Origin of the sequence: Celeribacter marinus (assembly GCF_965656515.1) — a bacterium.
In the GTDB taxonomy this organism is placed as follows: Bacteria; Pseudomonadota; Alphaproteobacteria; order Rhodobacterales; family Rhodobacteraceae; genus Celeribacter; species Celeribacter marinus_D.
In genome coordinates, this window is sequence record NZ_CBFHKW010000010.1 from 24,775 (window position 1) to 45,691 (window position 20,917).

The 20,917-nt window shown below is 57.3% G+C and carries 27 protein-coding genes; 8 read left to right on the plus strand and 19 right to left on the minus strand.

Annotated features, from left to right (window positions below; translation table 11 throughout):
- Positions 1-97 precede the first annotated feature (97 nt).
- The 5 genes from ACTG34_RS03940 to folK form a co-directional block, all read right to left on the minus strand.
- On the minus strand, positions 98-847 hold the full coding sequence (locus ACTG34_RS03940; RefSeq protein WP_439103710.1) for a pyridoxine 5'-phosphate synthase: 750 nt from the start codon (positions 845-847) through the stop codon (positions 98-100).
- A gap of 101 nt (positions 848-948) precedes the next feature.
- On the minus strand, positions 949-1,581 hold the full coding sequence (locus ACTG34_RS03945) for a DUF2062 domain-containing protein (protein WP_439103711.1): 633 nt from the start codon (positions 1,579-1,581) through the stop codon (positions 949-951).
- Positions 1,582-1,598: 17 nt separating this feature from the next.
- Complete coding sequence (locus ACTG34_RS03950) at positions 1,599-3,716, minus strand: RelA/SpoT family protein (protein ID WP_439103712.1); 2,118 nt, start codon at positions 3,714-3,716, stop codon at positions 1,599-1,601.
- Between the two features lie 48 nt (positions 3,717-3,764).
- Positions 3,765-4,118 (minus strand): DNA-directed RNA polymerase subunit omega, encoded by a 354-nt coding sequence (gene rpoZ / locus ACTG34_RS03955; protein WP_439103713.1) that lies wholly within the window; start codon positions 4,116-4,118, stop codon positions 3,765-3,767.
- Between the two features lie 106 nt (positions 4,119-4,224).
- Positions 4,225-4,800, minus strand: coding sequence for a 2-amino-4-hydroxy-6-hydroxymethyldihydropteridine diphosphokinase (gene folK / locus ACTG34_RS03960; RefSeq protein ID WP_439103714.1), 576 nt, complete (start codon positions 4,798-4,800; stop codon positions 4,225-4,227).
- 124 nt (positions 4,801-4,924) lie between these two features.
- Here folK and ACTG34_RS03965 point away from each other — a divergent pair, with 124 nt between their 5' ends.
- The 5 genes from ACTG34_RS03965 (at position 4,925) to ACTG34_RS03985 (ending at position 8,173) form a co-directional block, all read left to right on the plus strand.
- A complete protein-coding gene (locus tag ACTG34_RS03965; protein WP_439103715.1) occupies positions 4,925-5,488 on the plus strand; it encodes a LabA-like NYN domain-containing protein in 564 nt (187 codons plus the stop codon).
- Positions 5,489-5,642: 154 nt separating this feature from the next.
- Positions 5,643-6,593 carry a 4-hydroxy-3-methylbut-2-enyl diphosphate reductase gene (gene ispH / locus ACTG34_RS03970; protein WP_439103716.1) on the plus strand — a complete coding sequence of 317 codons (951 nt, stop codon included), beginning with the start codon at positions 5,643-5,645 and terminating at the stop codon, positions 6,591-6,593.
- The gene (locus ACTG34_RS03975) at positions 6,590-7,072 is read left to right on the plus strand and encodes a DUF3429 domain-containing protein (RefSeq protein ID WP_439103717.1); all 483 of its coding nucleotides are present in this window, start codon (positions 6,590-6,592) and stop codon (positions 7,070-7,072) included. Before ispH ends, ACTG34_RS03975 begins: the two co-directional genes overlap by 4 nt.
- A gap of 19 nt (positions 7,073-7,091) precedes the next feature.
- Complete coding sequence (gene rnhA, locus ACTG34_RS03980) at positions 7,092-7,553, plus strand: ribonuclease HI (protein ID WP_439103718.1); 462 nt, start codon at positions 7,092-7,094, stop codon at positions 7,551-7,553.
- Positions 7,550-8,173, plus strand: coding sequence for a trimeric intracellular cation channel family protein (locus ACTG34_RS03985; protein WP_439103719.1), 624 nt, complete (start codon positions 7,550-7,552; stop codon positions 8,171-8,173). The genes rnhA and ACTG34_RS03985 overlap by 4 nt, the downstream gene beginning before the upstream one ends.
- 4 nt (positions 8,174-8,177) lie before the next feature.
- On the opposite strand, the gene ACTG34_RS03990 is transcribed toward ACTG34_RS03985, so the two are convergent.
- From ACTG34_RS03990 to def (ACTG34_RS04015), 6 genes are read right to left on the minus strand one after another with little or no spacing between them, the layout of a single operon-like run.
- On the minus strand, positions 8,178-8,321 hold the full coding sequence (locus tag ACTG34_RS03990; protein WP_156320737.1) for a hypothetical protein: 144 nt from the start codon (positions 8,319-8,321) through the stop codon (positions 8,178-8,180).
- Positions 8,322-8,561: a GlsB/YeaQ/YmgE family stress response membrane protein gene (locus ACTG34_RS03995; RefSeq protein ID WP_439103720.1), complete on the minus strand. Its 240-nt coding sequence runs from the start codon at positions 8,559-8,561 to the stop codon at positions 8,322-8,324. It lies immediately after the preceding gene.
- Positions 8,562-8,564: 3 nt separating this feature from the next.
- Complete coding sequence (locus ACTG34_RS04000; protein ID WP_062217468.1) at positions 8,565-8,804, minus strand: hypothetical protein; 240 nt, start codon at positions 8,802-8,804, stop codon at positions 8,565-8,567.
- A gap of 10 nt (positions 8,805-8,814) precedes the next feature.
- Positions 8,815-9,720 carry a methionyl-tRNA formyltransferase gene (gene fmt / locus ACTG34_RS04005; protein WP_439103721.1) on the minus strand — a complete coding sequence of 302 codons (906 nt, stop codon included), beginning with the start codon at positions 9,718-9,720 and terminating at the stop codon, positions 8,815-8,817.
- The gene (gene def / locus ACTG34_RS04010) at positions 9,717-10,220 is read right to left on the minus strand and encodes a peptide deformylase (RefSeq protein ID WP_439103722.1); all 504 of its coding nucleotides are present in this window, start codon (positions 10,218-10,220) and stop codon (positions 9,717-9,719) included. The genes fmt and def (ACTG34_RS04010) overlap by 4 nt, the downstream gene beginning before the upstream one ends.
- Before the next feature lie 36 nt (positions 10,221-10,256).
- A complete protein-coding gene (def, locus tag ACTG34_RS04015) occupies positions 10,257-10,778 on the minus strand; it encodes a peptide deformylase (protein ID WP_439103723.1) in 522 nt (173 codons plus the stop codon).
- Between the two features lie 137 nt (positions 10,779-10,915).
- Between def (ACTG34_RS04015) and ACTG34_RS04020 the strand changes: the two genes are divergently transcribed.
- Entirely contained in the window at positions 10,916-12,094 is a 1,179-nt protein-coding gene (locus ACTG34_RS04020) for a MalY/PatB family protein (protein WP_439103724.1), read from the plus strand.
- A 1-nt stretch (position 12,095) separates the two neighbouring features.
- Here the strand turns inward: ACTG34_RS04020 and ACTG34_RS04025 are convergent, their stop codons facing one another.
- The 8 genes from ACTG34_RS04025 to ACTG34_RS04060 all read right to left on the minus strand — a co-directional run bounded on the left by ACTG34_RS04025 (position 12,096) and on the right by ACTG34_RS04060 (position 19,157).
- The gene (locus ACTG34_RS04025) at positions 12,096-12,443 is read right to left on the minus strand and encodes a hypothetical protein (protein ID WP_439103725.1); all 348 of its coding nucleotides are present in this window, start codon (positions 12,441-12,443) and stop codon (positions 12,096-12,098) included.
- A 102-nt stretch (positions 12,444-12,545) separates the two neighbouring features.
- Entirely contained in the window at positions 12,546-13,313 is a 768-nt protein-coding gene (gene cobM, locus ACTG34_RS04030; RefSeq protein WP_439103726.1) for a precorrin-4 C(11)-methyltransferase, read from the minus strand.
- The gene (cobJ, locus tag ACTG34_RS04035; RefSeq protein WP_439103727.1) at positions 13,310-15,136 is read right to left on the minus strand and encodes a precorrin-3B C(17)-methyltransferase; all 1,827 of its coding nucleotides are present in this window, start codon (positions 15,134-15,136) and stop codon (positions 13,310-13,312) included. The genes cobM and cobJ overlap by 4 nt, the downstream gene beginning before the upstream one ends.
- A complete protein-coding gene (cobI, locus tag ACTG34_RS04040; protein WP_439103728.1) occupies positions 15,127-15,852 on the minus strand; it encodes a precorrin-2 C(20)-methyltransferase in 726 nt (241 codons plus the stop codon). The genes cobJ and cobI overlap by 10 nt, the downstream gene beginning before the upstream one ends.
- Positions 15,849-17,042, minus strand: a complete 1,194-nt coding sequence (gene cbiE, locus ACTG34_RS04045) for a precorrin-6y C5,15-methyltransferase (decarboxylating) subunit CbiE (RefSeq protein ID WP_439103729.1) — start codon at positions 17,040-17,042, stop codon at positions 15,849-15,851. The genes cobI and cbiE overlap by 4 nt, the downstream gene beginning before the upstream one ends.
- On the minus strand, positions 17,039-17,683 hold the full coding sequence (locus tag ACTG34_RS04050; RefSeq protein WP_439103730.1) for a precorrin-8X methylmutase: 645 nt from the start codon (positions 17,681-17,683) through the stop codon (positions 17,039-17,041). The genes cbiE and ACTG34_RS04050 overlap by 4 nt, the downstream gene beginning before the upstream one ends.
- A 3-nt stretch (positions 17,684-17,686) precedes the next feature.
- A complete protein-coding gene (locus ACTG34_RS04055) occupies positions 17,687-18,916 on the minus strand; it encodes a sirohydrochlorin chelatase (protein WP_439103731.1) in 1,230 nt (409 codons plus the stop codon).
- 7 nt (positions 18,917-18,923) lie between these two features.
- Complete coding sequence (locus tag ACTG34_RS04060; protein ID WP_439103732.1) at positions 18,924-19,157, minus strand: DUF6732 family protein; 234 nt, start codon at positions 19,155-19,157, stop codon at positions 18,924-18,926.
- 325 nt (positions 19,158-19,482) lie between these two features.
- Between ACTG34_RS04060 and ACTG34_RS04065 the strand changes: the two genes are divergently transcribed.
- Together ACTG34_RS04065 and ACTG34_RS04070 are read left to right on the plus strand one after the other, a co-directional pair.
- Positions 19,483-20,463 carry a glutathione S-transferase family protein gene (locus ACTG34_RS04065; RefSeq protein ID WP_439103733.1) on the plus strand — a complete coding sequence of 327 codons (981 nt, stop codon included), beginning with the start codon at positions 19,483-19,485 and terminating at the stop codon, positions 20,461-20,463.
- A 37-nt stretch (positions 20,464-20,500) separates the two neighbouring features.
- Positions 20,501-20,893, plus strand: coding sequence for a DUF1636 family protein (locus ACTG34_RS04070; RefSeq protein WP_439103734.1), 393 nt, complete (start codon positions 20,501-20,503; stop codon positions 20,891-20,893).
- Positions 20,894-20,917: the final 24 nt, after the last annotated feature.

The following is a 20,917-nucleotide window of genomic DNA, read 5'->3' on the forward strand; positions in this document are numbered from 1 at the left end:
TTGGCCAAATCTGTCCCAATACCAAGGATCATTTGCGCGCCAAAAATAACGCGCTCATACAGGCCGCACGGGTTGGGGCGATCAATTGTCGCGACATCTAACCACGCACCTCATCCATGAGGCGTCTCATCTCCAAAATAGCCGGTTGAATGCCCCGAAAAATTGCTTCTCCGATTAGAAAATGGCCGATGTTTAGCTCCACGACCTGGGGAAGTGCGGCAATTGGTTGAACCGTATCATATGTCAGTCCGTGCCCTGCGTGGACCTCCAAGCTTAGACTGTCGGCAAAGGCTGCCATCTGTGCAAGGCGTTCTAACTCTGCATCGCGCTCGTCAAATCGGCCCTCGGCATGCAGGTCACAATATGCGCCGGTGTGCAGTTCCACGACCGCAGCCCCGATCCGCGCAGCCGCTTCAATTTGCGGACGATCCGCCGCGATAAAGATCGACACACGGCATCCCGCATCCCGTAATGGCGCAATAAAATGGGCTAAACGGTTTTCGTCACGCGCAACTTCAAGCCCGCCCTCTGTTGTGCGCTCTTCGCGCTTTTCAGGCACGAGGCAAACCGCGTGGGGTTTGTGACGTAGCGCAATAGCGTGCATTTCATCTGTTGCGGCCATCTCGAAATTGAGCGGGACAGTCAGCGCCTCCATCAGGCGCTCAATGTCGGCGTCCGTGATGTGCCGGCGATCTTCGCGCAAGTGAGCGGTGATACCGTCAGCCCCCGCATCCTCAGCCAGTTTTGCCGCGCGGATGGGATCAGGATATTCTGATCCGCGTGCGTTTCTAACAGTGGCAACATGGTCAATATTCATACCAAGACGAAGGGGCGCTGTTTCAGTCATGACGGGCCTTTTCTGCGCGTTTGAATGTTCTTTTGATGCGACAATACCCCTCGAAGATCAAAACCGAAACGAAGAAATTGTGCGCGCTATCAACTCTTATTTTAGCCCGCGTGCGCCTTTTTTCTCAGCTTTTCGAGTTTGACTTTCAACTTTTTACGGCGCCGCGCCTGATAAGCCGTGATCATCGGCAGGGTGACGTAATATCCGACAAGTCCCGCCACCACGCCCGGTACAATCCCACCAACGAGGTAAGGCAAAAACACCTCGTAAAAAAACCGAATAAGCGCATCCCAATTGGCGTCGACATCCGACAGGACCGTGAGGAAGTTAAGCCAAAAGTCGTCTGCCGCGTCTATAAATTTACCCATGAAAGAGCGCTCGTTAACGTGATCAAACTCTGTGCCCAAAATGAAGTGGCCCATTTTCAGAGACACGACCCCAATCGGCACATATGTCAGCGGATTTCCGACAAACGTTGCAAGCAGCGCGGCAACAACATTTCCACGCATCAGCTTTGCCAATATGTAGGCAACCAGAAAATGCAGCCCAAACAATGGCGTAAAGACCGAGAAGACGCCCGCAAAAACGCCACGAGAAATTGTTTGGGGAGTGTCAGGCAAGCGGTGAAGCCGATGCTGCAAGTACAGAGCCGCACGATGCCAACCGCCCTTGGGCCAAAGTGATCTCGCAAGCCAGATCAATGGGGTCAGTTTTTTACGGCGTTTAAATACCACGTGTTCCCCGCCCGTTCCTATGGCTTTCGATCAAGGTCGCGGTAGCGACGAATGCGAGCAACGTCGCTCTCAGCCTCAAGCGCGAGCATCACGGCATGGAGGTGTTCAAGATCGCGCAAGTCAACATCGACGATCAGACGGTAAAAATCGGGTTTGCGGTCGACAAAATTGAGGTCCGAAATGTTTGCCTTTTGCTCACCTATTAGGGTGCAAATATGGCCCAAGACGCCCGCACCGTTGGCGATGGTCACATCAAGTGACACAGTATGCTCGGCGGCATGCGGTCCCGCGTGCCATTGCAAATCAACCCAACGGCTTGTTTCGGCTTCGAGTTCTTCAAGAGCAGGGCAATCGATCGCATGGGTGACGACCCCCTTGCCACGATACGTGATGCCTACGATGCGCTCGCCCGGAATCGGCTGACAACAATCGGCGCGGTGATAGGTCTGCCCCTCTTGTAGGCCCAACACTGCGCGGGTTGCGGCAACCTCATCACTCTCATGGATCAATTCGGGATAGACCGTGCGCACAACTGCGGACGCGGCTAATTCGGCGGAGCCGACACGCGCCAACAACTCTTCGCTTGATGAGAGCGACAGCTGGTTGGCGGCGGTTTTCAGAGCCTTGTCTGTTGCTTTTTTTCCGATGTGATCGAATGACACGCGGACCAATTCGCGACCAAGTTTGACAAACCGTTCACGGTCCTCTTCGCGTAGCGATTTGCGGATTGCCGCCTTGGCACGCCCCGTCACAACAATATCGATCCATGTGCCCTGAGGGCGCTGGCCCTCGGCCGTCAGAACGACAACGGATTGACCATTTTTGAGACGGGTCCAAAGTGGCACGCGAATGCCATCCACCTTGGCTCCAACGCAACTGTCCCCAATTCGAGTGTGAATGGCATAGGCAAAATCAAGTGGTGTCGCGCCCTTAGGTAGAGAAATTACCTCACCCTTTGGTGTGAAACAAAACACCTTATCGGCGTACATTTCGAGCTTCACATGCTCAAGAAATTCACTGTGGTTTTCAGAGTTTTCAAACCGCTCGGTCAGCTGCGCCAACCATTTGGCCGGATCGACCGCAAACGGGTTTTGTGCGCGCACACCATCACGGTACGACCAATGCGCAGCCACGCCACTTTCGGCAACTTCATGCATTTGGCGCGTACGGATTTGCACCTCGACACGTTTGCCGTCTCGTCCCGAAACCGTGGTATGAATAGACCGATAACCGTTTGATTTAGATTGGCTTATATAGTCTTTGAACCGACCCGGGACGGCCTTCCAACGTTGATGAATGACCCCAAGGACGCGATAACAATCGGCCTCAGATCGGGTGATAATTCGGAATCCGTATATGTCTGACAAACGTGAAAAGCTTTGCTGCTTTTCTTCCATTTTGCGCCAGATGGAATAGGGTTTTTTGGCGCGACCAAACACATCGGCGTCAACGTCCGCCTTTTCCAACGCCGCGCGGATGTCCGTGGTGATCTTATGGACAACATCCCCCGTTTCGCGCTGCAACGTAATAAACCTGCGGATGATCGAATTGCGCGCCTCAGGGTTGATCACGCGAAACGAGAGATCCTCAAGTTCCTCGCGCATCCATTGCATCCCCATGCGACCCGCAAGCGGCGCAAAGATATCCATGGTCTCACGGGCTTTTTGGAGCTGCTTTTCAGCACGCATAGATTTGATCGTGCGCATATTGTGGAGGCGGTCGGCAAGCTTGACGAGGATAACCCGCAAATCTTTTGACATCGCCATGAACAGCTTGCGAAAGTTCTCCGCCTGCTTCGTCTCGTTCGATGACAATTGCAGGTTGGTCAGCTTTGTGACGCCGTCAACAAGCTCGGCCACGTCTGTGCCAAAACGCCGCTCAACTTCTGCGTATGAGGCGCGTGTATCTTCGATAGTGTCATGCAACAGCGCGGTGATGATCGTGGCGTCATCAAGAGCCTGTTCGGTCAGAATTGCGGCAACGGCAATGGGATGCGAAAAGTACGGCTCACCGGAATGGCGAAACTGTCCCTCGTGCATCTCAAGGCCATACGCGTAGGCCTCGCGAATAAGATCGGCATTTGATTTGGGGTTATAGTTGCGGACCAGTGCGATCAGGTCTTCGACATCGATCATGTTCGGTCCGCAAACTCCGTTGGTTTGACCTGCGTGGAGGTCTCGTTCTTACTGCTGGCCTTGTGCTTCCATCAACGCACGTAGCAATTTCTCTTCGGACATTTCGTCATCAGCAGGCTTGTCAGTTTCTTGACCCATAAGAAGTGCCATTTGGTCTTCTTCTGGTTCATCCACCTCGATTTGTGTCTGGTGAAACTCAATCGCGCGCTCACGAAGTGCATCAGCAGATTGTGTTTCATCTGCAATTTCGCGCAATGCAACAACAGGATTTTTGTCGTTGTCGCGATCCACAGTCAGTGAGGAACCAGCCGCGATCTCACGTGCTCGGTGGGATGCGAGCATAACGAGCTCGAAACGGTTCGGTACCTTGTCGACGCAATCTTCTACGGTGACGCGAGCCATGGGATCTCCAATTCTTAACTGTGCGGGGCAACAAAGGCACTATCTAGGTGCAGATACCTAGCATTGCAAGTTGAGAATAGCATGAAACGGCGTACATCGCCCCTCGTTACAGAGGTTTTACGCCCGATCGTTCACTTTCAGGCAGTTCATCACACATCTGCGTCACCGTTTTACCCAACAATGGATGTATCCAGTCCGGTGCAACATCACGAAAGGGAATCAGAACAAATCCGCGTTCGTGCAGGCGTGGGTGCGGCAAAATAAGCTGATCCGGTGCCATTTTCATTTGTTGATCAATGGGCAAGCCCATCCAACCGCGCGCGATTTCGGGGGAGGGACAAACCTGCACCCCCATCGCGAGCAAATCCAGATCAAGTGCGCGCCCTGCCCAACGGACCTCGCGCGTGCGCCCGAACGCCGACTCTATATCATGCAAAATTTGCAAAATAGACTCGGCACCAAGCGATGATTCGATCTGTGCACAGGCGTTAACAAAGTCGGGGCCCGCACCCCTTGGGAAACAATCCGTGCGATAGAGTGCACTTACGGAAACTACCGACACTCCAACGTCCGAAAGCGCATCCAGTGCGGCGCGCAAAGTGTCCTCAGGCGGGCCAAAATCCGAGCGGAGATTTCCGCCAAGCGCAATATACGCGTTTTGTCGCTGATTTTTGTCGCGCAAATCTCTCGCCCCTGTATATTCCGCACAAATTGGGTAAATTAAAGTTATCTATACTGATAATTTGATATCGACGGAATACTTGAAGGCATACGCAATGTGTCTGACGGGCACAAAAGGGCAAAATATGTTTTATAAAGACGAACGGCTAGCTTTGTTCATTGATGGGTCAAATCTTTACGCAGCGGCGAAAGCCCTCGGATTCGACATTGACTATAAACTTCTACGCCAGGAGTTCATGCGCCGCGGCAAAATGCTGCGCGCGAACTATTACACTGCACTTTTGGAAAACGACGACTACTCGCCTATTCGCCCCCTCGTTGACTGGCTAAACTACAACGGCTTCACAATGATCACGAAGCCCGCCAAAGAGTTCACGGACTCAATGGGGCGCCGCAAGATCAAGGGCAATATGGATATCGAACTGGCGGTTGACGCCATGGAGCTTGCGCCGCGCATTGACCATATCGTGATCTTTTCTGGTGATGGCGATTTTCGTCCGCTTATTGAGAGCTTACAGCGCCAAGGCGTGCGCGTCTCTGTGGTCTCCACGATCCGTAGTCAACCGCCGATGATTGCCGATGAATTGCGCCGTCAGGCGGATAACTTCATTGAACTGGATGATTTGCGTGACGTGATTGGCCGCCCGATGCGAGAGCCGCGCGAACCCGACGCACCCATTTCAAACTAGTTTTGCCACATTGCGCGCTGCGTCCACGTCGCAAATCGCCCTCGCACCGTCGGGGGCGATTTTTTGTTCCGCCTAGTTGCGCGGCTCATGTTGGCCTGTAAGCATTGCCAATCACGAGCCAAATCAATACCTCTAGGGCTAAGGAGCGCACACCATGACACAATCGCCACTCACCCTCTACCTTGCGGCCCCGCGCGGTTTTTGCGCGGGCGTTGACCGTGCGATCAAGATCGTCGAATTGGCGATCTCGAAATGGGGCCCGCCCGTCTATGTGCGCCACGAGATCGTCCACAATAAATTCGTGGTCGACAGCCTAAAAGACAAAGGCGCTATTTTCGTCGAGGAACTTGACGAATGCCCCAATGATCGCCCCGTCATTTTCTCTGCGCATGGCGTCCCCAAAGCGGTGCCCGCCGAGGCAGCAAAGCGCGAAATGATCTATGTCGACGCCACGTGCCCGTTGGTGTCCAAAGTCCATATTGAGGCCGAGCGCCACCACGCAGACGGCTTGCAAATGGTCATGATCGGCCACGCGGGCCACCCCGAAACGATTGGCACAATGGGCCAGTTGCCAGATGGCGAAGTGCTCCTTGTAGAAACCCCCGAGGACGTTGCGGGCCTTGAGGTGCGTGATGCACGCAAATTGGCGTTCATCACCCAAACCACTTTGTCGGTAGATGACACTGTGGACGTGATTGCCGCCTTGCGCGCGCGCTTTCCCGCCATTGTCGGCCCCCACAAAGAAGACATTTGTTACGCCACCACAAACCGCCAAGCCGCCGTAAAAGCCATTGCGTCGAACATTGAGGCGCTCTTGGTCATCGGTGCGCCCAATTCGTCGAACTCACAACGCTTGGTCGAGGTCGGTCGCGCCAACGGGTGCAGCTATAGCCAGTTAGTGCAACGCGCCACGGATATTGATTGGCGTGCTCTTGACGGGATAACGGCGGTTGGCATTTCGGCGGGGGCCTCCGCCCCCGAAGTTCTTGTCAACGAAGTCATTGACGCATTTAAAGCGCGATATGACGTCACCGTCGAACTGGTCGAAACCGCGCAGGAAAACATAGAATTCAAAGTCCCGCGGGTGTTGCGAGAGCCCGCATGAGTACAGGCGTTCCAAGACAGGCAGCGTTGTTAACGGGCCTCGGTGTGCTCCCCTTTGCATGGGGCGCACTTTTATCGTTTTCCGGATCGGGTGACGCCGCGCGCGAGGCAGGCAGCTACCCCGTCTTCATCACCTCTGACGGCCTTGAGATTCTACTCATCTACGGGCTGATCATCCTAAATTACATGGCGGGGTGTCTGTGGGCCTTTGCCGCAAAATCCGAGCGCACGCAGCCGCATCACTATGTGCTGGCCGTTGTACCAGCGCTCTATGTGTTGTTCACAGTCGGACCATCTTTGTTTGACCGCGCATTCCATGACGGCGCTCTGCTGGCTTTGATCCTAGGATTCACCGGCTTGCTCGCCTTAGACTTCTGGTTCCAACGCGAGGGGCTCGCACCGGTGTGGTGGATGAAACTGCGCCTCCCTGTGACCGTAGCCGTCGTAGTCTGTCTCACCCTCGGCTGGACCAACGCCTAACCCACGAAAGACAAAGACTATGCCCGAAATTCATGCTTGGACCGATGGTGCCTGCTCTGGAAACCCTGGCCCTGGAGGCTGGGGCGTTTTGATGCGCGCGATGAACGGCACCGAGATCGTCAAGGAGCGCGAACTTAAAGGCGGCGAAGCAAACACCACCAATAACCGCATGGAACTTTTGGCCGCGATCAACGCCCTTGAGACCCTGACGCGCCCGACGGATATCACCATCACCACCGATAGCGCCTATGTCAAAAACGGGGTGACGGGGTGGATCCACGGATGGAAACGCAACGGGTGGAAAACGGCGAACAAAAAACCCGTCAAAAACGTGGACCTGTGGCAGCGGATCGAAGCGGCGCAAGAGACCCATACCGTGACGTGGAAATGGATCAAGGGTCACGCAGGTCACGCCGAAAATGAACACGCCGACGAGCTGGCACGTGCGGGCATGGCTCCGTTTAAAAAGGCAGGCAAATGACCCTCATTGAAGCTCTCGATTATGCGGCGGTTGTCGTGTTTGCCATCACAGGCGCACTGGCGGCGTCACGCGCGCAACTGGACATTGTGGGCTTTGCTTTTGTTGCATCCTTGACGGCTGTTGGCGGCGGGACAATTCGCGACCTTTTGCTCAAACGCGATGCTGTGTTTTGGGTAGAGAATACGAACTACATCTTCTTCGCTGTGCTCGCCGCCTTTGTGGTTTTTTTCGCGGCTCACCTGTTTGAAAGCCGTCTCAAAGCGTTGATGTGGCTCGATGCTGTGGCGCTTGCAGTGGCGGTATCTGCGGGGACGGGTGTGGCGATGGAATTGGACCAGCTACCGCAAGTCGTGATTATCATGGGTATCGCCACGGGATGCTTTGGCGGCTTGATGCGCGATGTTGTGTGCAACGAAGTACCACTTGTTCTCAAGCAGGGCGAGCTATACGCCTCCGCCGCCTTTGCCGGTGCATTTGCTGCTGTCATAGCGTCGTTTATCACGCCCTCGCCATTGGCCATTACGGCCGCGTGTGCTGCCACGACATTCGTCCTACGCGCGGGTAGCCTGAAATTCGGGTGGTCCCTACCCGTCTACAAATCGCGCCCGCCACGCGTCTAAGGCGTTAGAAAAAGTCGGCGTAATACTCGGTTGCAAGCAGAGCGACAACACAGGCGACGGCCCATCCGCCTGGGCGAAACATCAGCCAGATACATGTGCCAACCACGATGCGTAGGGCTAAACGCGGGATCGCCAAAATCGCAAACATTTAGCGGCGGTCCGACAGCTTCTTCCAGATCCAGATCAGCGCCATCGCCCCAAGGATCGCACCAACAAACCCCGCAGCCATACCGAACAACGCGCCAATAAGGCGCAAAATAAGCGTCCCGAATAGCGCCCCTGCAATGCCAATAGCGATTGTCACGGGAACTGATGATCGTAGATCAAGTAGCCGCGTGGCAATGAACCCAGCCGCAGCACCCACAATCACAAGCAACAAAATGGGCATGGGCTACCTCCTACGCCAATGGGTCGGGACAATAATAAGCGCCCCAAGCGACGATACGATCGCGTTCAAACCCGCCGGACGCAAGCCAACACCGAACATCAACTTGATGAAGTAGGCCAGAAAGGCACCCCCAACACAAATGATAATAGATTGAACGTAGCCATTGTGGGTAAAACCGGTTTTCTCGGAGGCGTATCCAACGATACCGGCGATCACCACCGTGCCTATCATGACGGGAAACATATGCGATCCTTTAGGTGAACTGGGTGCCCGTGGGCATGTGCAACCCTTTCAGAATTTCGTCCACAGGCATAGCCCGTTTGCCTTCGCGTTGCGCAGTTTTGATCTCAATGGCATCTTTGCCGCACGCAATGGTGAAGCCGTCAACGACCTCGCCCTGCGCGCCGCTGGCATCCACGACACGCGACATGTGGAATTTGATCCGCTCACCGTTCAGCTCCGCCCATGCGCCAGGAAACGGGGTGAGGCCACGAATTTGGCGGTCGATCTCGGTCGCAGTGCGCGACCAATCAATCTTTGCCTCAGCCTTGTCGATCTTTTTGGCGTAGGTCACGCCCGCCTCTGCCTGAACCTCGGGCGTCAAAAGCCGCAGCGTATCAAGCGCTGTAACGATGGCATCCGCGCCCATATCCGACAGGCGGTCGTGCAAAGTCGCCGTGGTGTCGTCAGCTACAATATCAGTCTCCTGGCGCAACAATACAGGCCCCGTATCAAGGCCCGCCTCCATCTGCATAATACACACGCCCGTGGTCACATCGCCCTCTATCACCGCGCGGTGGATCGGGGCCGCCCCCCGCCAGCGTGGCAACAATGACGCATGGATATTGAGACAGCCATGTGTGGGTGCATCAAGTAGCGCTTGTGGCAAAATCAACCCGTAGGCCACCACTACAGCCACATCCGCGTCAAGCGCCGCAAAGGCCGTAACATCTGCCGCATCTTTGAAGTTCAACGGATAACGGACGGGTAGACCAAGCTCTTCGGCGCGGGCCTGTACAGGCGTAGGTCGGTCCTTTTTGCCACGCCCTGCGGGACGGGGCGGTTGGCAATAGACACAAGCAATCTCATGGCCCGCCGCGACCAAAGCATCCAACACGGGCACGGAAAACTCGGGCGAGCCCATAAAGATCAGTCTCATTTGATCACCCCAAGCTTTTTGGCCTTTTTGAGGAACATCTGACGTTTCACCGGCTTGAGGTTGTCGAAATACATTTTCCCGTTGAGGTGGTCGATCTGGTGCTGCGCCGAGGTGGCCCAGAGACCGACAAAGTCACGCTCTTCTTGCTCGCCTTGTGCGTTCATAAACGTGACCGTGACAGCACGCGGGCGCGAAATTACGGCGGACATGGAGGGCAGGTTCGGGGAGGCCTCTTCGTGTTCACGCGGTTGCGCAGAGGCGTGCAGGACCCGGGGATTGGCCATGCGCACAGCCTTGCCGCGTTCGTTCGAACAATCCACAACAGCCAATTGCATCATGACGCCGATCTGCGGCGCGGCAAGCCCGTAACCGGGCATAGCGTCCATGGTTTCAACCATGTCGTCCCAAATCGTGCGGACATCATCGGTGATCGCCTCAACAAGTGGAACGACCGTTTTCAGCCGCTTGTCAGGATAGAGGATAAAAGGTCGGGCCGCCATTGTTGTCACCTTTGGATTTCACGAAGCAATCGACCCTTAGTCTCTGGTCTGCTCGCGTTTTAGCTTTTGCATTTTACGGGTGATCATCTGGCGCTTCATCGGTTTGAGATAATCAATAAACAATGTGCCGTTTAGGTGGTCGATTTCATGCTGAACACAGGTCGCCCATAGTTCATCGAACTCTTGTTCGTGGGCTTTGCCCTCAATATCCTGCCACGTCACGCGCACCATTTTCGGACGCTCGACATCCGCGTATTGACCAGGGATCGACAAACACCCTTCCTCATATACGTTACGCTCTTCGCTTTCCCAAACAACGTGCGGGTTGATCAACGTCATGGGCGCAGGCGTGCCACCCTCTTCTTTGACGCAATCCATCACCATTACGCGGTTCATCACCCCGATCTGGGGAGCCGCCAACCCGATGCCCGGCGCGTCATACATCGTCTCAAGCATGTCATTGGCCAAAGCGGCCAGCGCTTTGTCGAACTCGGTCACAGGATCACATGCTTTTTTAAGGCGCGGGTCGGGGTGTATCAGGATGGGCTTTAATGTCATGCCTGTGCATGTAGTCAATGCGCTACGATTTCGCAACTACGCGTGATCACGTGACGCAATAGCCCAATTCAAAAATTGTGGTTTTCTCTGTGGGGGAATGCGCACTAACGTGGTGAAAACCCAAATAAGGAAACGCCATGACCAATCCGCTATTCGACGATGTCATCGACCGCCACGGCACGCACTGCGCAAAATGGGACAACATGGAAGCGCTCTACGGCGTCCCGGCGTCTGACGGGATTGCGATGTGGGTCGCCGATATGGATTTTCGCCCGCCTGCCTGCGTTCAAAAGGCGGTCGAGGACATGGCCGCGCATGGCGTCTACGGCTACTACGGTGACGAAAGCGAATACAAATCAGCCATTCAGTGGTGGATGCAAAACCGCCACGGATGGACCATTGATCCCGACTGGATTTTCACCACCCACGGCTTGGTGAATGGGACGGGGATGTGCCTTGACGCGTTCACAAAAGAGGGGGACGGTATTGTCCTGACAACCCCCGTCTATCACGCCTTTGCTCGTACAATAAAAGCGGCAGGACGTACGGTGGTGGAGTGCGAACTCGCGTTCAACGATGGCCGTTACGAGATGGATTTCGACGCGTGGGATGCCCAGATGACAGGTACGGAAACCATGTTCCTCCTGTGCTCGCCCCACAACCCCGGTGGTCGGGTCTGGACGCGTGACGAGTTGCAAGGTGTTGCGAATTTTTGCAAGCGTCACAATCTCATACTGGTGTCCGACGAAATCCACCATGACCTCGTCTTTTCGGGGCACACCCATACGCCCATGGCGCAGTTCCGCGATATCACTGACCGACTGATCATGATGACGGCGACAACAAAGACCTTTAACATTGCCGGCACCCATTCGGGAAATGTCATCATTGAAGACGCCAAATTACGCGCACGGTTTGCATCGCGGATGATGGGATTGGGCATTTCGGCCAACTCGTTCGGGCTGAGCATGGCAACGGCGGCCTACTCACCTGAGGGCGCGCAATGGGTCGATGCCTTAGTCGCCTACATCGACGAAAACCGCACTATGTTTGATGCCGCGATCAATACAATTGCAGGCGTCACATCCATGCCCCTTGAGGCCACGTATCTCGCGTGGGTCGATTTCTCAAACACAGGCATGTCACGCAAGGAATTCACGGATCGCGTACAAAAAGCGGCGCGTATCGCCCCCAATCACGGGCCAACATTTGGCGCAGGCGGTGACAGTTATCTACGGTTCAACCTCGCCACGCCGCGCAGTGTCGTCAAAGAGGCCTGCGACCGCCTCACAGATGCGTTCAGCGATTTGCAGTAACCTAGCGCGGCAACAATGCGATCGGCGCGTCATCGGGCCGATCGTAATCAAGTGGTGCTTTGTCAGCAGCGGCCGTGGAGCGTTTGAACTCGAATTGAACTTCGTGGTCTTCAAATTGGCTTGCGACGATCAACGCCTGATAAAGATGCTTTGTCCCGTCAAAGACGTCGACCAATCCGCGCAAATGCGCGGTATCATCGCTGTCCAATGCAAATCCGGTATCCCACATCCGCAACACCGGATAGGTGGCCTCACCCGCACGCACCCGTAGGCGCGAGCGTTTTTTCAGACCAGCCTTGCGGGCAAGTTCCAAACCTTCGCGGACTTCTTTGGAAAAATACTCGGACATCGGCGCGTCTCCCTTGTGTGTTACATCAAAGGATGGACCTATCTTTGTAACGGTCAAGTTAACCAAGCGGACATTCCACAGGTTAACGCAGCGACAGTCACCCTATTGCCGCACTTTCGGTCGTAAAACATGGGGCATATCGGGATCGTATAGCGCGCTATCCTTAAAATCAGCGACTTCGCCAAGAGCCGGACCAACGAGAATCAACGCCGTGCGTGTGATTTTTTGGTCGCGCACTTTCTCGCGAATATCGGTCAATGTGCCACGGATCAGCATCTGGTCGGGCCAGCCAACACGGTAGGCCACCGCGACAGGACAATCCGCACCATAATAGGGCGCAAGCTGTCGTTCTATCTCGCGCAGGTTTCGAACACCGAGGTGAATGGCCAAGGTCGCGCCGGTACGAGCAAAGTTTTCCAATGTCTCGCCGGCGGGCATTGATGTGGATTTCATCGACACACGGGTGAGCACGATGGATTGTGCAATCTCGGGGATGGTCAATTCCTGACCTAATGCGGCGGCAGCGGCGGCATATGCCGGAACTCCGGGGACAATCTCATAGTCGATCCCGTCCGCGCGTAGGCGCCGGATTTGCTCGGCAATTGCACCGTACAAAGACGGGTCGCCACTATGCACCCGCGCGACATTCTGGCCTTTGTCGTGGGCCGCTTTGATCTCGGCGTGAGTATCATCCAATGTCATAGACGCGGTGTCGATGACCTTTGCCCCCTCGGGCGCACAGGCGACCACTTCGGCGGGGACAAGCGATCCTGCGTACAGGCACACAGGGCATTCACCGATCAGGCGCTCGGCCTTTTTGGTCAACAGTTCGGGATCGCCGGGGCCAGCCCCGATAAAATAAACAGTCATGACGCGTCCTTGTCATCGAGGTGGCGGTTGCCAACGTTTTCGAGATCGCCGTCGATGCGGCGTGAATAGCCACGCGGGGTGTACATGCGCGGACCTTCACCAAGCTGGGCAAGGCGCGAATTGGACGAGCCGATCAGCACAACGGTGAGCATGTCCACCTCGTCAACCTCCAACTCATCAAGACGGCGATAGCGCACGTTCTCGGTCGGACGACCAAGGTTCGAGGCGAGCATCACGGGCGTGTCGGCGGGGCGATGTTGCAACAAAATCTCACGCGCCTCGGCCAAAAGCGTGCGGCGCGTTTTGGACACGGGATTGTAGAATGCGATGACGAAATCGCCCTCGGCGGCGGCATTGAGACGGCGCACAATATCGGCCCGTGGCGTCAGCAAATCCGACAGTGATATGGCACAGAAATCATGGCCAAGCGGTGCACCCGCGCGGGCCGCAGCGCCCTGAAGCGCCGAAACACCGGGGGAACAGACGATCTCTGAACGCCGCGCCGCATCCGACACACCCTGTGCCTCGGGGCCGCGATCGAGCAATTCGAACACAAGTGCTGCCATGGCGTAAATGCCCGCATCGCCAGAACACACGAGGGCAACATTCTTACCTTTTGCTGCTTGTTCAAGGGCATAGCGGCAACGGTCCTCTTCGCCGCCAAGCGGAAAATCGGAGCGTGTTTTGCCAATAGCCAAGGGCCCAAGCAGGTCAAGGTAGAGGCTATAGCCCACAAGCTCTTCGGCCTCGGCCACAAGTTTGGAGACCTCCGGCGTGCGCCATGCGGCCTGTCCCGGACCAATGCCAACAACCGACAAGCGCCCACGGGGGCGGCCGTTGAGCTCGGTGATCGGCGCGTCTGCCTTGGTCAATGCGCAGGTCGTATTGGCCGTTTTTTGTTTTATGGCGATCAGTTCACCGCCCGCCGCCAGTGCCGCTCCTTCGGCTACGCCGTGGCATCCGACTTCAGCAAAAACGACGTCAGACGGGGTCGCCAAACGGTCCGCTTGGGCTTCCAATTCAGCCGCTGTGAACAGGCGCAGCGGTACACCGAAACGTCTCGCAAGCACATTCATCGCGGGTTCGTCCGCCTTGAGATCAATCGTGTTCACAGACGCAATTGATCCTGCCGCAATCCCCGCATCCGCAAGCATCGCAGAGACGTTTTGCCATAGCTCCTCAGGTTCAGCATTGCGCGCACAGCCAACGCCAAGCGCGTAGCGCTGCGGGTGGTACACAAGCCGCGTTCCGCTGCCCTCGGTGGGCGCATCTGTCACGGTCAATTCGACATCGCCGCCCGTGTCCTCAAGGTCGAAAATATTGTTCCCTGACAAGGAGATACCACTGCCCGACAACAAGTTGGCCATCGCGTCCTTGGCGTCCTCGGGATTGGCAAGGCGGTAGCCCAACGGCGGCACATCAAGCGCCACGCCAAGGGCGATATCACCCGCCGTGGTCAGCGCCGCTTTGGCCCCCAAAACCTCCGCTATTTTTTTGGCCAAACGGTTGGCCCCGCGGTGTCCGCCAAGCAACGGGATCACCACCGAGCCGTCATCAGCCACGGACAGCACCGGCGGCTCGGATCGCTTGTCATTGAGCAGGGGGGCCACGGCGCGAATAAGGATGCCACTGGCACAGACGCCGATCACCGGAATGCCCGCCGCAAACAGGTCGCGCACGTGGTCTAAGGCATTGGAAAACTTGACCTTTGCACTGGTGCGACCTTCGCGGCCATGAAGCTGTGCGCCCAAGGCAACAGCAATGCGTGCGGCAGTTTTTTCGCCCGAAGCGTTGAGGGCGATGACGACAGGAGTTAGAGCCACGGGTCGGCCCCTTTCACAATTAGGATCATTGAAAAATACGGTGCTTTTGCGGGGGCCTCGGCGAGTGGCAAAACCACCTCGTCAGGCGTGGAGGCGCGTTCGATATAGACGGCTTTCTCGGTCAGGCCCGCGTCCGAAATCATGGTGCGCACCGCGTCGAAATGGCGGCCCAATTTCATGATCACAAGCGTGTCGGCCTCCTGTCGGACTTTCGTCGGACTTTCGTCGGGCACGAGCGCGCCTTGGGCCACGAGTTGCGGCGCGGGAATAATGGTCACGACCTCGTTGCGGGCCGCCATTGGCAGTCCTGCCACGGCGGCGCAGGTGGTCACAGACGTGACACCCGGGACGACCTCAACGGCGTAGTCGGATTTGAGACGGGCAAAGAGATACATGAAGGAGCCGTAGAAAAACGGATCGCCCTCGCACAGCACAACCACATCGCGGCCCGCGTCCAGTTCGGCACGGATGGCGACCGCGCCGGTGTCATAGGCGGCTTGGGCGGGGGCGCGATCAACCGTCATCGGGACGTCCATCACGATTTCCGTGGTGCCCGCCGTGATATGATTCGCCGCGATGGCACGGGCAAAGGATGTTCCGCCCGCGAGGGTCGGATAGGCAATCACAGCCGCACCCGCGATGAGACGCGCGGCTTTGAGGGTCATCAGCTCGGGATCCCCCGGGCCAAGGCCGATACCGTAGAGTGTTCCGCTCATTTGCTTAGGCTCCATTGGGTGACTGTCATAGACGGCTTCCACCCCGTCAGGCGACCCACGGGAACGGCGCGCTCAACGGCGATGCGCGACAGTGTTCCGCCAAATTGCGCATGCAGGGCCAACAGCACCGCCTCGCCCTCAAGCGTGACAGTGTTGGCCACCAACCGCCCGTGGGATTTGAGAGCGTCCCATGCGACCGCGAACACCTCAGGCGTCAGTCCGCCGCCGATGAATACCGCGTCTGGCGCGGGTAGGTTTGCGAGGGCCTCGGGTGCGGTGCCATCGATCAGGTTGAGTGCGGGTGCGCCAAGCGTGACGGCATTCTCGGCGGCAAAGGCGCGGCGGTCTGCGCGTGTCTCGATCCCGATGGCGCGGGCATCGCGGGCGGCGCGCATCCATTCGATTGCGACAGACCCAGAGCCACAGCCGATATCCCACAACAGCGCCCCGCGGGCGGGGGTCAGTTTAGCGAGGGTCACGGCACGGACCTCTTGTTTCGTCATCGTTCCATCGGAGGCAAAGGCGCTATCGGGCAGGCCGGTGCGTGGCAAGATCGCCGCGCCATTGTCCGCGATGCACGCGACCGCGAGGGTGTGAAAATCCGGTACCTCATGGGACCAATCGGCGGCGATGCCATCGAGACGCGTCTCATGAGTGCCGTTCATATGCGCCAAAGCCGTCATGCGCGATGCCCCATAGCCGCGGTCACACAGAATTTGCGCAACTTTTGACGGGCTTGAGGCGTCTTTGGTTAGGATAAGCAGGGACTGATTCGGCGTGAGAAACGGAATGATCTGTTCCGCAGGGCGTCCGTGGATGGTCAGCGTTTCGCAATCGGCAAGGCTCCACCCCATCCGCGCGGCAGCGAGTTGGAAGGCGGAGAGTTGCGGGTGGAACAGGATTTCGGACGGGTCGATGTCGCGGGCGATCCGCGCGCCCACGGAATACCAAAGCGGATCCCCCGTGGCGAGCACGACCACGCGCTTGCCCTTGAGCGATTTCAGATCAGAAATGAGCGCGTCAAAGGGCGAGGGCCACGCGCGGCGCTCGGTCGTCAAATGGGCAATCAGTTCGTGGTGACGGTCCGCGCCAAAGATCACTTCGGCGCTCTCAAGGATGGAGCGTGTCGCGGGCGACAGGCTATCCAATCCGTTGTCGCCGATGCCGATCACGTGCAGCCAGACACTCATGTGCTTTCGCCGATCTCGGGCAAGCCAACCGCAAGGGCGTTCACCGCCGCCGAGGCAATGGCGGACCCGCCACGGCGCCCGCGCAGGGCGACGAACTCACAGCCGCGCGGGTTGGCGGCCAGTTCGGCTTTGCTTTCGGCAGCACCCACAAAGCCCACGGGGAAGCCGAGGATCAGCGCGGGTTTTGGCGCACCCTGGTCGATGAGTTCCAACAGGTGAAAGAGCGCGGTGGGCGCGTTGCCGATGGCCACGACAGCACCCGCGAGATGGTCCGCCCAAAACTCAACGGCCGCGGCCGAACGGGTGTTGCCGATGGATTTGGCGTGATCGGGCGTGCGCGCATCGTTGAGGGTGACGATCACCTCGTTGCCTGCGGGCAGGTAACGGCGGATGATGCCCGCGCCGACCATTTCGCAATCACACAGGATCGGCGCGCCGCCCGCGAGGGCCGCGTGACCCGCAGTATAGGCATCGCGCGAAAACGCCAGACGGTCGGCGACCTCCACCATACCACATGCATGGATCAGGCGAATGGCAAGCCGTTCCATCCCTGCGTCAAAGCGGTCCAAGCGGGCCTCTTTGCGCACGGTTTCAAAGCTCGCGGCGTAGATCGCAGCGGGGTCTTTCTCATAAGGGCGCACGGTTTATCCCTTTGCCTTACGGGCGCTTTCGGGACCGTGAGGGTGTTTGGCGTGCGGGTAGACGGGGTGCGCATGATCGTGGTCGTGGTGGTGGTGATGGCCGTGATCATGAGCGTGATCGTGGCTGTGTGAATAGCCGTGGTGATGTGCGTGATCGTGATCCGCTTTTACGAGACGGCACACACCCGTGCAGAAGGTATCACACAGGGTGCAATCGGCCACGTTGGATCCTGGAGCAGATGCACCTTGTCCCTCGACGTGGTGGTGGTGGCTTTCCTGAATCGCACCGACTTCGCCCTCAAAGCCGAGCACTTCGACGCGGTATTTGCACAAAACGCATGTGGGGGGTGGAGCGGCGGCGAGGGCAGGATGGGCCGCCGCGCGATCTTCGGCGGCGATTTTTGTCCCGTCCTCGGTGGCGAGTTTTTGGGTGCGGAACGGGCAGATGCCACAGTTCGGCACAGGCACGGGGCCTGTTTGCTCGATGATACGCTCCGCAAAGGTTTCGAGCACTTTGGGGTGATCGTTGAGATAGCCCGCTTTAACGAACTGAATGTCGGGATGGGCGGCGGCCACTTGATCGGTGAAGCCGTAGATACGGTCGATCAGGATGCCGGTGAACAGGAAATACGGAAACACGATGACGCGTTTGTAACCCAGTTTCGCGACATGTTGCAGCGCGGGTTCCACGAGCGGGAAGGTGACACCGGAATACCCGACCTCACACCAGCCAAAGCCCATGCCCTCCCACAACATCCGTGCGATTTTGGACACGTTGCCGTTGGCATCGGGATCGGATGCGCCGCGCCCGATCACGACCAAGGCCGTTTCGTGCAGTGGCAAGTCGCCGTGCTCGGCGTTGGCCGCATCAACGGCGGCGCGCACGCGTGCACCTGCGGCGGCGATCATTTTGGGGTCCACGCCCAACTCGCGCCCGTAAGACACGTCAATGCCATGCTTGGCGGCGTAGGTGTTGAGCACGGTGGGGATGTCGTTTTTGGAATGCATCGCGGCGAACAACATGCCCGGCACGGCGAGGATGCGGTCACACCCCGCCTCCCGCAGACGGTCAAGGCCGTCACGGATCACGGGGTTCGCGAACTCAAGATAGCCGTAATCGACCATCCAGTCGTCGGGCAACAGCGCGGGCAATTTTTCGGCCAGAACGGCAAATTCGTCCACGGCGGCTTGGCTGCGTGACCCGTGGCCGCAGATCATAACTCCGGTTTTCATAATAACTTCAAGCCTCCTGCGGCTCGGCGTCGACATGACCATCCGTCTCGGATGCGTCCTCGGCTTGCGCCTTGTCCTCTTTGGCCCCTTTTATGGCACCCCATGCCGCGACACCGACCGCGATGCCAAGGGCGATGCCCGCGACCCAATGATCATGTCCTGCCACGTCGGTTATGTGACCGACATGGGCAAATGTGGGGGATGCGAAAAGAGCAAAGAAGAACGCGAGAACGCGGATCATATCTAGTCCTTGTTGTTTGCCCCGATGATCGGGGCGTTGCACTCAAGGAGGCTAGGAACAGCGTTAAGTCCGTCCCTTTGACGATGCTGCATGAGATCCCCGACTTGGGTCAATCTACGGTCAGCCAACCTCTCTGGCCCCCCGAACGGAGGCGTCGTCATACCCTGTATAGGGATCGTCGCGGGGATTCTCAAACGCTTTAGCGATAACATTGCGGCGCGCCCCTGCGGCACTTTGTGCATATTCGCACCCTTCTTGCGCTCTCACACCTGTTTGCGCGCATACCTGCCTGCCTTAAGTCTAACGAAACGCGAAAGGAATGCAGATGGGTTATTTACAAGACGGCACATGGAACGATGGTTGGTATGACACCAAAAGCTCTGGCGGTCGGTTCGAGCGCACCACAGCGGGGTTTCGCAACTGGATCACGCCCGATGGCGCGGCGGGTCCATCAGGGGTCGGTGGATTTGAAGCCGAAGCAGGGCGTTACCATCTCTACGTGTCGCATGCCTGCCCATGGGCGCACCGCACCTTGGTCTTTCGTGCGCTCAAAGGGCTGGATAGTCTGATCAGCGTCAGCGCTGTGCATCCAGACATGCTTGGCGATGGATGGACATTTTCGCGCGACTTTGACGGGGCGACAGGCGATGATCTGTTCGGATTCGATTACTTGCGTGAGGTCTACACAAAGGCAGACCCCGAGGTGTCGGGGCGCGTGACCGTGCCAATTTTATGGGACAAAAAACGCAATACGATTGTATCGAACGAAAGTGCTGAAATCATCCGCATGTTCAACTCCGCCTTTGACCACCTCACAGGCAACACGTTGGATTTCTACCCTGACGCGCTGCGCCCCCGCATCGATGAGATCAACGCGCGGGTATATGACACAATCAATAACGGCGTGTACCTGGCAGGGTTTGCAACATCACAGTCTGCCTATGACGAGGCCATCGCGCCCCTGTTCGAGAGCCTTGATTGGATCGACAGATTGCTTGGCCAATCGCGCTATTTGGCGGGCAATCAAATCACAGAAGCCGATTGGCGCCTGTTCACCACGCTCATCCGGTTCGACAAAGTGTATCACGGTCATTTCAAATGTAACCTGAAGCGGATCGTAGACTACCCAAACATATGGGGCTATCTGCGCGAGTTGTATCAGGTTGAGGGCGTGAAAGAGACGGTGCACGTCGATCACTTTGTGCGTCACTATCACTACAGCCACGATACGATTAACCCCAACCGTATCGTGCCGATCACACCGCACATCGACTTTGATGCGCCGCACGGGCGCGGCAATATTTAACTTGCACTCGGGCGCGCACAGGGCAAAACACGTCTCCATGACAACATGGATCACAATTTGCGAAACCTGTAAGCGCGACGATTGGGCCGCGCGAGGCATGGAGCACACGGATGGCGAATTGCTCGCCGCCGAGATTGAAACACGCGCTGGCGCGGCGGGGGTCAAAACCCGCCGCGTGGCCTGTACGATGGGATGTGAGCGCGCTTGCAACATCATCGTCCAAGGTGAGGATGAGACGGGCACGGCCAAGATGGGCTATAGCTTGGGCAGGTTTGATGGCACGGCTGAAGACGCCGCCGCAATCGTCGAATACGCCGCACTGCACGCCGCATCACCCACGGGACAAGTTCCGTTTCGCACGTGGCCACAAGGGGTAAAGGGACATTTCGTGTCGCGCCACCTGCCACTGCCGACCGAGAGCGACACATGAGCAAACACCGCGATCACGGGGGCG